At 43.9% G+C, this 14227-nt stretch carries 12 protein-coding genes; all 12 read left to right on the top strand.

Annotated elements, in window-relative coordinates; genetic code table 11:
• Positions 1-3: 3 nt before the first annotated feature.
• The 12 genes from MKY35_RS14130 (at position 4) to MKY35_RS14075 (ending at position 14205) form a co-directional block, all read left to right on the top strand.
• Positions 4-450 carry a hypothetical protein gene (locus MKY35_RS14130; protein ID WP_342444041.1) on the top strand — a complete coding sequence of 149 codons (447 nt, stop codon included), beginning with the start codon at positions 4-6 and terminating at the stop codon, positions 448-450.
• A gap of 45 nt (positions 451-495) precedes the next feature.
• A complete protein-coding gene (locus tag MKY35_RS14125; RefSeq protein ID WP_342444040.1) occupies positions 496-1281 on the top strand; it encodes a hypothetical protein in 786 nt (261 codons plus the stop codon).
• A gap of 64 nt (positions 1282-1345) precedes the next feature.
• Positions 1346-1687 (top strand): hypothetical protein, encoded by a 342-nt coding sequence (locus tag MKY35_RS14120; RefSeq protein ID WP_014599920.1) that lies wholly within the window; start codon positions 1346-1348, stop codon positions 1685-1687.
• A 142-nt stretch (positions 1688-1829) separates the two neighbouring features.
• Positions 1830-1973, top strand: coding sequence for a hypothetical protein (locus MKY35_RS14115; RefSeq protein ID WP_016822032.1), 144 nt, complete (start codon positions 1830-1832; stop codon positions 1971-1973).
• An 89-nt stretch (positions 1974-2062) separates the two neighbouring features.
• Complete coding sequence (locus MKY35_RS14110) at positions 2063-7477, top strand: phage tail tape measure protein (RefSeq protein ID WP_342444039.1); 5415 nt, start codon at positions 2063-2065, stop codon at positions 7475-7477.
• On the top strand, positions 7478-8032 hold the full coding sequence (locus tag MKY35_RS14105; RefSeq protein ID WP_342444038.1) for a phage tail domain-containing protein: 555 nt from the start codon (positions 7478-7480) through the stop codon (positions 8030-8032).
• Positions 8033-8044: 12 nt separating this feature from the next.
• Entirely contained in the window at positions 8045-8485 is a 441-nt protein-coding gene (locus MKY35_RS14100; RefSeq protein WP_342444037.1) for a hypothetical protein, read from the top strand.
• Between the two features lie 9 nt (positions 8486-8494).
• Complete coding sequence (locus MKY35_RS14095; protein WP_342444036.1) at positions 8495-10789, top strand: hypothetical protein; 2295 nt, start codon at positions 8495-8497, stop codon at positions 10787-10789.
• 13 nt (positions 10790-10802) lie between these two features.
• A complete protein-coding gene (locus tag MKY35_RS14090) occupies positions 10803-11252 on the top strand; it encodes a hypothetical protein (RefSeq protein ID WP_342444035.1) in 450 nt (149 codons plus the stop codon).
• Positions 11249-11389: an XkdX family protein gene (locus MKY35_RS14085; RefSeq protein ID WP_076158350.1), complete on the top strand. Its 141-nt coding sequence runs from the start codon at positions 11249-11251 to the stop codon at positions 11387-11389. Before MKY35_RS14090 ends, MKY35_RS14085 begins: the two co-directional genes overlap by 4 nt.
• Positions 11390-11421: 32 nt before the next feature.
• On the top strand, positions 11422-12051 hold the full coding sequence (locus MKY35_RS14080; protein WP_342444034.1) for a hypothetical protein: 630 nt from the start codon (positions 11422-11424) through the stop codon (positions 12049-12051).
• Between the two features lie 12 nt (positions 12052-12063).
• Entirely contained in the window at positions 12064-14205 is a 2142-nt protein-coding gene (locus MKY35_RS14075) for a phage tail spike protein (protein ID WP_342444033.1), read from the top strand.
• Positions 14206-14227 lie beyond the last annotated feature (22 nt).

The following is a 14227-nucleotide window of genomic DNA, read 5'->3' as shown; positions in this document are numbered from 1 at the left end:
AGAATGGCAGAAGCAGCTGTATGGAAAGCAACGGGGAGATCCGGTGATCACAATGGTGTTAACCACGTTGAATATGAGCTGCTGGATTCAGCACAAAAGCGAGTTTCTTTGGCTAAAACCAACGTATCCAGTATTGAAAAAGATGGGGTTAAAATTGAACCGAATGATCAGGAAACTCTATGGTTTAGTGAAGCAAATGCAACCAAGAAGTACAAATTTAATGTTGTTACTCTTGCTGGTACAACTTATGAAGCCGAATTGAATTGGACTCAACCTAATCCTCCTAAACCAGAACCTACCGAGTGGGAAACGCTGATTGCTGAAAAAATCGCGCTTGCTAAAGGATTGGGTATCATGGGGATATGGAATCCAAAACAGGGTTACAAGCTAACCAAAGAGTACAGTCGCATTGCAGAAATTGATAAGCGTCTATGGGAACTGGTCAAATAAGCTGACCAGTTTTTTTGTGTTCACATATAAGGAGGATGAAACTATATGCAACCTTTAGTATTTGATGGTGTGGGGTCAGCGCAGGTTTATGAAGAAGGCGGAAGGCTCAAGTTTCTTGATGATAAAATCACGAAAGTAACTTTGCAATTACAGTTTGATTGGGACAAAGTAATGGGCGGCGATAGTGGATATGCATTCCACTATACTGCTAAGGATTTAGGGGATAAAGCCTCTATGGAGGTTCCTCGTTATTCAGACATCCTCGCTGAGTTGTCTCAAGGGGCCGAATCAGAAAAAGGTACGGTTCAATTTGACGAAGTGGAGCAAGGATTCTTGACTGCTACGGATGGTTATCAGCTAAAAGCGCCTTCAAAGTATAGCGGAACTTTTGTCGCTAAGAGTGACCGTGTGTATTTAAAAGATACTGCCTCAGGAGAACTCACTGAACTGACTCGTGTAGCATCTGCTCCAACAGCAGAACAGTATGTAATTACCGAGGGTAAAATTACATCTGATGTTGCAAACGAAGAGAAGTTAATAACCGTTACGTTCAAATGGTCAAAAGAGAATGCTACAAGAAGTAGCTTAAGTGGTAAACGCCGTCCGAAACCATTTAAACTGGTACACCGCTTTTCCTTAACCGATGATCGGAACGGTAAAGAAGTCCCTTGCCAGCTCACTATTTGGAAGGCTCTCGGCGGCGGGACTTTGGACGTGTCCCAAGAGCGCAAAAAGCCAACCACCAATACATTGGCGCTGGAGATTATGGAGCCGGATATCACGCCAGAGAATCCTAGTGGATATGCAGTAGAAATCATTTTCGGTATCTAATCAATTACTAACTAAACCCCCTATCGCTCAGGTAGGGGGTTACATACATTGAGGAGGAAATTTAATGAGTACAGACAAACAGTTGGATAAAACTCTTAATATAGGTTCAGAAATTCGGTTGGCAGAGGGCATCAAAAAGCATGTGAAGATCGGGACTATTGCATTGATCCGTCAGGTTCGTGAAGAAATGGATGGTGTAGTACACAAGTTTTCCTTTTCGATAGGCCGGAAAAAATGGGAGGCTACCGAAGACCGGGAAGCAGTTGACTGGCCTAAAGTGGAGGAAATGTACAAAAAGGTGTTTAATCTCGTGCTGGTTGAGGAAATAACGGAAAAAGAGTACGAACTGATTGACCAGGACGGTATTGCAGTACTGGATGATTTGTTAGACCGATTTCTATTCTGAGTCGTTTCCTCCAGATGAAGAGTCAGATGAGGAAGATGAACAGGAGGAGTCTAACCCTGTCGAGGATGAGCATGAAACGGACTGGTTAGAACTTTGGGCTTTATGTGTGAGCAATGGTATTTCTGATTCGGAGTGGCCTAATATGACTATTCCAAAAATTAGAGCGCTCATGAAGGCCAAGAACAGAAACCGGGAATTTGAAATCATTCTTCACGGTGGCAATGTGGAGAATAAAAAACCGAAGAAGGTCAAGTCACTATCTGATCTTGGTTTCTTCGCCAAGTAAATTAAGAGGCATCCGCAATCATGCAGGATGCCTCTTTTTCTGTATTCAGGGCAGGAAAAGTTTCCTGAACCCTATGAGAGGTGAGCGAATTGGCGGACTTAAGTAAAGATGTAGTAGGCGCACGTATAAGCTTGGATACAACTAAGATACTACCTGCTTTCAAAGTAATAGACAACGGAGCAAGGGCGAATGCTGAATCGTTTAAGGTTTTAAATTCTGAATTGGTGCTAAGTGAGAAGAATTTTAAATCCTTAGCCAGTAGTGCGGATAAGTTTGCTTTGTGTGCCGAGGACAGACGGAAGAAGATTCTTGCTGAATCTGAGGCTCTTGTTAAGCAACGCACTGCACAGGCAGAATTAAATACTGCTCGGAAGAATCAACTGGACCAGGCGAATAAGATAACCGACGAGAAACTTAGAGCACAGCAGGCCATTGTAAAAAAGCGTGAGGATGCAATTGAGCAGCAGGAACGAGAGCATCTAAAACGGATGGAGGCCCTTCAAAATAAGGCCACATCAACCGGGCAGAAAGCCGCTAAAGTTTCAGGGGCAGGAACGGAGGATAAGACGCGTGAACGTGTCCTTATGCAAGAACAGGCTATCCGCATAAAGCTGCAACAAATGGCGGATAAGGAAGCGCAGCAGGCGAGGAAAAACGCACAGGATTATGAAAAGTTCTGGCTAAGTGCTCTGCGCGCTAGAGAGCAGAAAGAAGCACAGGTTCGCGAAAAGGTACTTCAAGAAGAACAGAAGATCCGTCGTTCACTGAGCCAAACCGAATCGCAAATGAAGCAGACTTTTAGTACAACTCCTAATTGGATTAGTCGTGTAGGAGATATGGCTACACATGCTCTGGTATTTAATACAGCATACGCAGCTATGCATAAAACGCAGGAGGCACTTAAAGAGGGATTAGTTGGCATTGAGTCCAACATGGCGGGTTATATCCAAACCAATGAGCACTATTTTTTGGAGTACAACGAAGGCACCAAAGAAATGGTGATGAACACCGAAAAACTTCATGACCAGACGACCAAATTTATTCGAACGGCGCATGACCTTGGTTCGGAAATTATGGACGTTACCGAATCAGCACGTCTTTGGGGCCGGATGTATAAGGACGCAGGCGTAGTTCAGGAAATGGTGCGTAAGTCTACGATGCTTTCGACTGTCGATTTGGTTTCTCTTGAAGGCGCGACTAAATCAATGGAGTCCACATTTGCTCAATATGGCGTGCAGATTAAAGACAGCAACGATGCCATGGTGCTTGGTGGTCGCGTGCTGGATTCCTGGTCCAAGGTTGCCCATGACACGATGGCACCAGCGAGAGACTTGGGAGCTGCCTTCGAACGGACAGGTAAGATAGCGGCAGAAACAGGCGTTTCATTTGATTTTATGAACGGCTTGATTTCAGCAGGTGTTCGTAACACGGCTCTCAGCGGGGAAAACTTGGGGAACATGTGGAAGACAGTCCTGGGTACAATCCGTACAGATAAAGCCGTAGCAGAGATTGAGAGATTAGGAGTTCAGACAAAAGAAGTTGTAAATGGTACAGAGCAGTGGAAAAGGGCAGAAGACATCCTGTTAGAGTTGTCGACTAAAGTAATCGACAAGAACTATGACCTTACGAAATCCTACGCTGATATATCGCGTGGCGTATATCAATACGCAAAACTGGCCGCTTCCTTAAACGCAGGGGATATCTTGCTGGGTACAGCAGCGTCTATCGGTTCTACCGGATCAACAATGGAGTATCTTAAAGTCCAAATGGATACTATTCAGCGTAAAGCAGCACAAACCAAGGCATCTCTCTTAGAGATTTTTAATAACGCTGGTGATGATGGACTGCGGCGTGCGATCAAGGATGTACTGGATGCCATAGACCAATTACTTATAGGACTGACAAAAGTTCCTTCAGGTGCGTTTGAGGGAACAGCGGCAATCGGTGGTCTACTGCTTGCCTATAAAGCTCTGAGCGGCCCGATCATGAATGTAATTGCTGCTGTAAAAGTATTAACTACTGCAAAGGCTGCGGAAACTGCTGCTATTGGCGCTAATACGGTAGCTAATAATGTTAATATCGTTACCTCACAAGGGGCGACTCTTTCAACAGTTCAAAGGGTAGCTGCTACAGAAGGAGCTACAGTAGCACAAGGAGCTTTAACGGTAGCAACCGAGGGAGCAACAGTTGCTACGAAGTCGCTGTCTGTCGCTCAAGCCACAGCGACTGTGACAACAGCCGCCGCCACAGCGGGATTGAGCTTACTTGTCGGTGCAATTGCTCTGGTTGCGATGAACAGTGGTAAAGAAGAGAAGGCTGCTCGCGATAGAATTCAGAATTTAAAAGATGAGGACTCGGCATCGCAGCAAATGGTTAGCCAATATCAAAGACAGATTGAATTATTGCCTAAACTGGCAAATGCTCATCGCTCACTTGAACAATCAATGAAAGCGGGAAGCATTTCAGCAGAGAAGGTAACACAGGTAAAAAAACAACTTGAAGAGATTTCTAAGGCGCTGGTTATTACTCTCGGAAAAGAAGGGGCCAAGCAGCTTGAAGCTGCTGGTTATACGGATGAGGCTGTACAGGTGCAAGTTGATGCGTTAAACAAACTCATCGAGAAGCAGAATGAAGCCCAAAAAAATGTATTGAAAGATCAGCAATCGCAATTAATCGAACAACAAAAACAAAAAATAAATGAAATCACAGAAGCTACACAAGAACTGGAACGAGTAAAAAAGATCATCGCTAATCCAATTGGAAATTTTTTAGGGACAGGCGAATTTAAGGAAGATGCTGCGAAGTTAGAAGAAAAAATAAAAACGTTAGAACAAGAGAATAACAAACTCACTTTATCTGTAACAGAAGTAGGAGTAGCTTTAGGCCAAGCAGCTATTGAAACTGACCAATTTGCTGGGAAAGCTGGAACAGCAACCGAAAGTGTTAAATCACAGGAGGAAGCTCTTGCTGATTTAAGAGAACAGATTCAGGGTAATGGTAAGGCAATTTCTGAGATGAACACTGTTTTAAATGATCTTGCAAATAAACAGTCCATGAACGCAGAAGCTGCGGCTGAATTAATTCTCAAATACCCTCAATTAGCTTCGGAGATTTACAAAACATCTGAAGGATGGGCTTTTGAAAAGAATGCACTCGAAGTTGTTCGTAAAGCTAAAATTCAAAAGGCTATAGATGATCTAAAGTCTGAAAAAGCTTCCAGTTTAAGTGCAAAACTTGAGTCTGATGATCGTATTGCAGTCTACATTAAAGAGGCAGGAGCGATTAAGAGTCTTGCTGAGTTAAAAGCTAGATTGAATGGAGTTATGGCTCAAAGTTCATTAGAAGTTTTTAATAAACAAAAAGAACTAAACAACATGACCGGAGTGAAATCTTTCCTAAATGCTCCTTTTCAGAACCAGTTAAACCAAGACAAGAAAAACATGGAGCAAAGCAAAAAAGATATAGGCGAAATATATAGCGGATACGAGAAAGATATGAAGCAGTATGACACTCAGATTAATGCTTTAACCAAGCTATATAATGATCCTAAATTTGGTGTGAGTTCTTCTGGTTCGAAAAAATCGAAGGGAAGCGGGGGCAAAAAAGGCAATAGCGATGCGGAACGTGCAGCTGAAAAAGCAGTCAAGGACGCATCTGCGGCACGAAAAGATAGTTATGATGACGATCTTGATAACTTTAAGTACATCGCTGAACGAAATGAATGGTCTATAAACCAGCAGATTGCAGGATACAAACGACTGGCTCAACGACATAAGCAGTACCTATCGGAAGATAAGGATGCAATGAAGCAATGGAGCCGCGATGTTCAGAAACTGAATGATTCAAGATTTCAGGAAGACGTGGAGAATCTTGAGCGAAGAACCGAGCGTATGCGGCAGGCCAACAAACAAGAAATTGAGATGGTAAAAACCAGTCTGGATTTCTATAAGAAGGAGCAAAGTAAAAATTATCTGCTTCCTGCTAACCGTAGAGAGATTGCCAAACAAATCTATGATTTAACCGTCAAATACAATGAGCTTCGCTATCAAAACAGTGAGAAGTGGATTGATAAAGAGACTTCCAAAATGGAGATGGCAGGGCAAACCCAAATTGCTATCCTCAAAATGGAATATGACGCTTATATGCGTATGAGTAAGGCAAAGGATCGTACTGCCGAACAAAGTTTTGAGTTGCAACAGAAGATTTATGAGAAACGTAAAGCTCTGGAAGATGAGTTCCTGTCCGACTTCCAAAAACGAATCAATTACCAAAAGAGTATGGAAGCCGTATCTGTTTCCGATCAGCTCAATTTATGGACAAAAATGCAGGCTCTTTATAAAGAAGGATCAGAACAACGGATGGAAATTGATGTACAGGTCCATGATTTGAAGAAGCAACTTTTGGAGGATCAGAAGAAGGCAGCTACAGAAACTGCCAAGAAGGAAAAGGAAGCACTTGAAAAGACTCGGGATGAGGAAGTAAAGCGTATTGAGGCGGAACGTGATGCTTTTATCGAGGCTCAGGACGCTAAGATTAAGGCCATAGACGACTTGTTAGCCAAGATGCAGACAGCTAATGAAGACGAGGACTATGATCGTGCTATGGCGGAGAAGCAAGCGCGTCTTGCCCTACTACAATCTGCGGTCGGTCCTGAAGGTATTGCCGAACGTAAGCAGACTGAAAAAGACATTGAGGATATGCAACGGGAACATAACCGGACGCTGGCGAAGCGGGGCTTGGAGGATCAAAAGAAAAAGCTTCAAGATGAGAAGACTGAGAGAGAAAAGGATTACAATGACCGGATTGAAGCTGCCAAGCAGCATTATGATCAGCTTGCTGAGAAATACGATGAATATTCAGACGGAGTTGAATCCAAAGCTGAAGATTTGAAAAATACCCAAATCTCAAAAGAAACCGAGAAGAACGCGGAGATTTTGCGTCAGTTGGATCAGTTTATTGCTGACTATCAGGCTAAAATGGCTGAAATCAATGCCACCTCATTGTCTGCATCCTTTGATACAGGTTCCTCAATATCAGAAAAGGACAGCGATTTGGCGAGATACAATTCTAATATTGATAAATGGTATTCGGCAGGCGCTGCCGAGAAGGCTAAACTGCACGAGGAAAATGCTGCTCTGCGGAATAAGTATGGCATTAAGAAGGATACAGGGAAACTTCAAAAATTCCATTCTGGTGGGATAGTTCAAGGCCAGAAGGGAGCAGAGGTACCCGTCATTGCCCGAGAAGGGGAAATGTATCTGAATGGTCAACAGCAGAGCAACTTGTGGAAGATTATCAATTTTAAGATGCCGAGACTTAATTTTTCTATGCCAGACTTCTCTATGCCAATGGCTTCGGGCGGTTCAAATCCGCAGCAAATCAGCAACCAGTTCGTAATAAAATCAGGCGATACTTATATTGAAGATGAATCCGCAGCAAAGGTTTTCTGGACCGAACGAGACAACCTAGTGCGGAGGTTGCAAGTGAGGGGAGGTAAATCCTAAATGATTGAAGCTACTGCTGACGGTAAGTCGTTTAGTTCCATTGGGTTAGGGCTTAAAAAGCATAACATACCCGTTTTGCCACCGACAAAGGACCACAGTCTTGAAATCGCTGAAAGGGATGGGGAACTGGATTTTGGCAGTACCTATGGAGCGAGAACAATCAATCTCGAATGCGTCCTAATGGCTGATGATACAACCCTTGATTACCATAGGAGAGTCGCCCAAGTGGCGGCTCTTTTTAATGCCAAAAAAGGGGATATCGTATTCACGTTTTCGGACTTACCAGGAAGGCGATATATCGGACGCTATGCCGGAACATTGGATATCGAAAAAATACTTTGGGATGGAGAACTGACTATCCCGATTAAGATGGGTGAGCATCCGTTTCCAGAATCGGAGGAGAACATAAAAGAGATAATTATCACACAGTCTCCACAAACAGTGCCAGTTATTTCTACAGGGGATGAACGGGCGAGTCCTGTAATAGTTCTTACCAACATCGGAAACAACGACATACGGAATTTTCGTATTGCGAATGAGTACCAAGTAGAATAGGAGGTCTTTATATTGGCAGACACATTGTTTGGTAAATCGACTGAAGAAGAAATATTGCTTAGTAAAAGTAATTGGTGGAAGACAGCTTGTATCAATGCTGCTTTAAGGGGGACGAATTTCATAGCTCCACAGACCGTGTACATTGCTCTGTACACTAGCAACCCGACAGACGCAGATACAGGACAAGAAGTAAGCGGAGGCGGCTATGCGCGGCGTGCTGTTACATTTGGCGCTCCGGTTATTGCGGATCGTAGGGCGGCCGTAGCCAGTGCAGCAGATGTATATTTCCCAATTGCAACGGCTGATTGGGGATTGGTTACACATATCGGCATCCGTACGGCAGCGACCGGAGGCAATTTAATGTATCACGGGGCATTTAAGAACCCACGGACGGTGCAGACAAATGACTCGCTGCGTTTTATGGCTGGTCGGATAAACATTGATGAAGGGTAGGTGTTAAGCATGGAAAAAATGTATCCACCAATCGTCAATTCTCCTAAAACAGAGTTGACGGAATTGATTACAGACAAACAAACGGAAATTACTGTTGCTAATGCGTCTGTACTGCTTCAAGGCGAAGGTATTGCCGTATTGGGTAATGGAGATGCAGCGGAGACGATTACGTATACAAGTGTGGAAGATAACGTATTGAAAGGCTGTATACGCGGTTTTGAAGGTGTTGCCCGTGCGTGGCCTGTTGGTACACGAATTGCCCGTAATTTCACAGCGGCAGACTGGAGAGCAGCTATTAACAATATCCAAGCTTTGCATGAGGAAGCAAGCTCGGAATCTCGTAAACCCATTACATTACAACCAGGTGTCCAAATTGTAAAAACAGACAAGCAGACTGTATTTAATTTAGCAGGACTAACAGGTAAAACGGTAATTGACTATGAAGGTCAAAAAGGTTTATTCGGTGTACGTAATCCGTATGTGATACGGTACGGGGAGAATCTATTGCCGCCGTTCTATGAGTGGACAGCATTAACAAACGGTGCAACGGGGTTACTATTGGCGAACGAGCCGTACAGTGCGACGTTAGCGGCTAGAGCAAGCGGAAGCAGTATACAGACGGTTAACTTTTACACAATCGTGCCTGTAAAACCCGGACAAAATTACACTTATTCGATGGAACATAACGGTGTAATAGCCATGAATACCAGGGATAAAGATAATGTGAGTATTAACACCGGAGTTGCCAAGTTTGACGAATGGCTAACGGATCAGACTATAAGTGTGACTGTACCAAGCAACGTTTATTATCTGGTTTTGTTGGTGGGCAACAATAACAGTCCTTCAACAGCACATGCATACAAAAACCCTATGTTAAACATCGGCAGCACAGCCAAACCATTCAAACCGCGCGAAGATTCCATGCTGGCGTTGCAAACAGACCTTTACGCCGATCCAGTTACAGGAGCTAATGCAGATACAGTGTTTGAGCGTGATGGTCAATACTTCAAAAGCAAGAAATGGCAAGGGCTGACGCTTGATGGTAATAGAGCATGGGTGCAAGGTGAGGGCGGCGCTACTGCTGGAGTCAGACAGGTAAGATTGGTAGGGGCGGCAACAGGCGCGGTAGCGGGTAGCGGTATCGGTGTGAAATTCGATGGTAAGATTTTACCTCAAGGAAGTACAGGCAACACCGCCGACACGAACGCCGTTACAGCAGCGGGGGATATTTACTTTGGTATTCCAGTTGCAGATAGTGGATGGGCTGACAGCTACGGCCCGGACCAGAATGACATCAAAGCGTACTTTTACGGGTACAAGGCGTATGACGCTAATACCATTACTCCTGCCACCGCTCAAGCAGCCACGACAGCGACATGGAATGGTACAGGAACTAAATATTGGGTGCAACGAGTTGGAGCAGCTAATTTTACACAATCTGTACCGCTAGCATCCTATGCAGGATACACGCCTTACAAACTCGTATACCAACTTGCAACGCCTACTGTGGAGCCTATCGTTAGCGAAGGCCAGTTATCTTTTATTGAGGGAGATAATCAGGTTGAAGTAGGTACGGGGATTGTGTTGCGCGAAGCCGCGAAACCCTCATACGAAAGCACAAGCGGAAACTACCAAGTTAATAATTCAGCGTTAACTGGTTCTGCCTTACGCAATAAAGCCGAGAGGATTTTAAATATTTTTAGGAACAGCGTATCCGATAAGGCGTTTGAGATTATCAGCAATACCGCTGCTTATGGTGTGCAACTGGCAGTTATAAAAGCAAGTAACTACGATCCAGTAGCATCCTACAGTGCCACCTACCTGATGCTGGACAAGTCGCCAGTCGTACCGTTAACAGGCTCATATGCGGCGAATGAAAAGACGCTGCTGACGGACTTGGTGGACAGCGTGCAGCAAAACACAGTGCGTGTGAGTGTGCTTGAGAATAAGAAGGCTGACAAAGATAATCCTGCATGGATTACGCCCACATTGCTTAATGGGTGGGTTCCGTGGGTGGGAGTGTCAACGTATCCGCCAGGATACTACAAAGACGGTACGGGAGTTGTACACCTTCGGGGATGGGTGAAAGATGGTGCAAAAGCACAGGCTACGGTCATTTTTAGACTTCCAGTAGGATATAGACCTTCACAGCGCAGCATATTCACAGTATACGATTACAGCGATTCGGGTACTAATTTGAAAACATCGGCAGTAGTTGTTAACTTGGATGGAAGTGTTTCTGTAGATGCCGTATCAGGAACAAGCGTGTCGTTTTATCAAGTTAGTTTTTTAGCTGAACAATAAGGAGGTCTACCACATGAAAGCAGTTCCTAAAGTAAATACAGACGGTCTCTATTTGGAGGATGAAGTAGTGGACGATGCCTTTTCGAGTGTCGTCCCTTTTTATGAACAGCCAGAGACGATTATATCTGATGGTGACGAGATCGAGAAGCCTGAGCCAGTTATAGCAGGGTATATCGTTGGCGTTCCTTTTCCAGAAGGTTTTGGTGCATACGTGACAGAGGGTAAGGCGTTCCGCTTTAACTTGGAAGCTTTGCAATGGGAAGAAGGTCTTACAGTTGAAGAGATAGCGGAGCTGACCAAACCTACGGATCAAGTTCAGGATGCATCGGAGGTTGTGGGCCAGCAGCTTGCGGAGCTGAAGATTCAAGCCATGCAGCAAACCCAACTTTTAGCCAGCATGGGGGCAGAACTAGCGGCAGCTAAACTTGAAATTATTGACTTGAAGGGAGCTAATCAATCATGAATTTCTGGAGCCTTGCTTTTAAATTGAACTGGGTAACCGCAGAGAAATTAAAGGGTGCTGTAATTACAGAGACAAACCGTTTCGGGGAAATAACACCGGAAGAATACAAGACCATAACAGGCGTGGACTTCCAGTAAGGAAAATTTTCCTTGCCTGATAGGAGGAAGCTATGTTTAATGGTGGATTTAATAGCCTTGGTTTTAATACAGGAGATGTAGAAGGGAACATTATTGACCTTTCTGCATCTCTTTCTGGTTCCGGGCAAATGTACTCACGGAAGGTGGAGACAGCTGGAGCAGAAAACGATAATGCGTTTAATCTCATGTCGTTTAATGTTGACGAACCTGATACCGTAACGGAATACATTTTGGAATTTGTTTTGGATATGACTGCCGCTGCGGAGTTGTTCGGTGAAGGTCAGGCGCAGGCTGATTTTGTCCGTGAATATGCCTTGGAAGCCGTTCCTATGTCTGGCGAGGGACGCATAACTAACGCAGAATACGTTCGAGAAATTCTGATGCAAGCAGTACCCATGTCTGGGGAAGGAAGGATATCGGCGGAACTGTCGAAATTCCATACCGACTACATTGAGTTCACAGATGTGTTCAGACCAGGAGAGGTAATTGTCATTGACTCAGGAAAATACAAAATAACGAGAAATGGTCAGAACGTTTCCCATCTATATAACGGAGACTTTTTCGATTTGAATCTCGGAAACAACAACCTGACCTGGACGGACCCAGAGACAGGCCGGACGGTTTTGTTCCGTATTACGCACCGAGATAAATTTTTATATTAAGTGAGGTGGACTATGCCTACTCCAACTATGCAAGTGTTTGATAAAAACATGCGGCGCGTTGGTACGCTGGTGGACTCTTACGAAATCCAGCGACGGAGGAGAATTAACAGCGACTATGAATTAACCTTTATGGTCCCGATGACCAGCGAAGACTATAGGGAGAAGATAGCAATCAAAGGCCACGTTCGAGACGAGCGTGGTCAATTTTACGTCATTCAGTCTCGTAGCCGATCACGCGAGGGAAAAAAGCTGACTGCCAATATTTATTGTAATCACGTTATGTTCAAGCTCAATGATTACAAGTTTCCGTATGCATCTTACATCGCTGAAGCCTATGGTATCCATATCAATCAACTCACGGATCTGATTACAGCTGCTACTGGTGGGAGATTCAAATTCGTAATCCACGACACATTTGATTTGCATGATGTCAAAGACTTTGGGCGTGGGACGTGCTTGGAAGCTCTCAATAAGATCGTACAAATGTATGAATGTGAAGTCGAACCAAATAATTTTGTAATCAATCTGAGAAAAAAGATTGGAGCTGATAATGGGCTACAATACAGGCTTAAAAAGAATATCGTTTCTAGCTCCTTCAAAGATAAAGGGGAATCCCTTGTAACCCGCATGTTTTCGCAGATGAAGGATGGACGCACCTTTATTGGAATGGATGCATCTAAACTGACGGACGAGGAGCGGAGTTTGCTTTCCGGTGTGCCAGGAACGATTGTAAACGGGAAGCTGGCGGTTAACTATTTAATTTCTCCTTATGCTCAATATTGGGCCAGTGATTCCGTACCATTTTATGATGGTGAAATCATAGAGCAGGATATTGAAGAACCTGAAGAGCTGCTTAAGGCTGCTCGGAAGGCTCTCAGAGAACAAGAGAATGTAACGCTAGAAGTTACCGTTTCTACGGCTGACCTATTCAAAATTGACAATACAGAGCCAGAACCACATTTAGGTGATACGGTAATGTGTATTGACCCAGCAATGAATATGAACAAACTCAAAGCCCGAATCACAGAACTTACAGAGTATCCGTATAGCCGAGACAAACACAGTGAGCCTACCATATCAAATGTCAATTTACGGGACTATGCAGATATCATTTCTGACCTGGAGCGGAACAAAAATATTATCAATAACTTGTTTAGTAATGGAAAGATCCGAACGGAAGTGTTTGAATCCTTTGCAAAGCAGGCCGTGATCGACATTGATAATTCCAAAACAGAAATCAAGTACGATCAACGCGGCATCGTCTTACAGGATCAAACCAACGCATTGAATCAGGTCATTATGACTTCAAACGGAGTTGTCCTGACAACAGATGGAGGCAAAACGGCAAGAACAGCTATTACAGCACGCGGGGTTGTAGCTGAGCAGATTGTCGGACAACTTGGTAACTTTGTATCTTTGGTTATTGGTAGTGGTAATAACGTAACCAAAATCAATACGAATGGAATCAGTGCAGGAAATGACGATTATACTATTGCTCCGTTTCGGGTAGATATGCAGGGTAATGTAGTTGCTAGATCCATTAAGTTGACAGGACAAATAGACAATTCAGAAATGAATGCTTCAGACATACGAGCAAGTACAGTTAATGCAAGTACAATACGTGGTAGTAAACTAATAGGTAATGAAATAGAAGGCGGTATTATTACAGGAGCCTTATTCCGTACAGCCAAAGAGGGTAGGCGCATTGAGATAAACTCCAATGGCTTGACTGCCTATAACTCAAGAGGTGGAGAGTCTATTTCTTTAGGTCAGTATAATGATGGTGGCGGACTACTTTTTATGGATAATGGGAGTCCAAGAGGAAGTGTTTATGGAGACCAGAACGGCTTACACTTGGGAAATATGGCGGGAGTATATATTCACTCTACAGATGATATGGTGTATTTTAGTGGTGAGGTAGATTTCTCTCAGGCTACTGTAAGTGGGCTTAAGCTTGAAGTGGAAAATATTGAAGGGCTCAGGGATACAATCAGAGAATTAAGAAACGAAGTCGCCTCTTTGAGGGGAGACACTTACAATGACATAATTGTAAATGCCACATTCGATCCATCGTCAAGAAACTTAAAATTGTTTAGTCGTACAAGAACAGTTGCTACCGTGAATATTCCGACTGGCAGTAGTGCGACAACATAATGTTTACTGCACCTTCTACCAA

The sequence above is a fragment of the Paenibacillus sp. FSL L8-0638 genome (assembly GCF_038593075.1).
Classification (GTDB): Bacteria; Bacillota; Bacilli; order Paenibacillales; family Paenibacillaceae; genus Paenibacillus; species Paenibacillus polymyxa_D.
This window is presented reverse-complemented; position numbering and strand designations above follow the sequence as displayed.

Coding starts and splice junctions, on each gene's coding strand:
- MKY35_RS14125 (WP_342444040.1), top strand. CDS start 496: ATGCAACCTTTAGTATTTGATGGTGTGGGGTCAGCGCAGGTTTATGAA.
- MKY35_RS14085 (WP_076158350.1), top strand. CDS start 11,249: ATGAATTTCTGGAGCCTTGCTTTTAAATTGAACTGGGTAACCGCAGAG.
- MKY35_RS14075 (WP_342444033.1), top strand. CDS start 12,064: ATGCCTACTCCAACTATGCAAGTGTTTGATAAAAACATGCGGCGCGTT.
- MKY35_RS14080 (WP_342444034.1), top strand. CDS start 11,422: ATGTTTAATGGTGGATTTAATAGCCTTGGTTTTAATACAGGAGATGTA.
- MKY35_RS14095 (WP_342444036.1), top strand. CDS start 8,495: ATGGAAAAAATGTATCCACCAATCGTCAATTCTCCTAAAACAGAGTTG.
- MKY35_RS14120 (WP_014599920.1), top strand. CDS start 1,346: ATGAGTACAGACAAACAGTTGGATAAAACTCTTAATATAGGTTCAGAA.
- MKY35_RS14090 (WP_342444035.1), top strand. CDS start 10,803: ATGAAAGCAGTTCCTAAAGTAAATACAGACGGTCTCTATTTGGAGGAT.
- MKY35_RS14105 (WP_342444038.1), top strand. CDS start 7,478: ATGATTGAAGCTACTGCTGACGGTAAGTCGTTTAGTTCCATTGGGTTA.
- MKY35_RS14130 (WP_342444041.1), top strand. CDS start 4: ATGGCAGAAGCAGCTGTATGGAAAGCAACGGGGAGATCCGGTGATCAC.
- MKY35_RS14115 (WP_016822032.1), top strand. CDS start 1,830: ATGACTATTCCAAAAATTAGAGCGCTCATGAAGGCCAAGAACAGAAAC.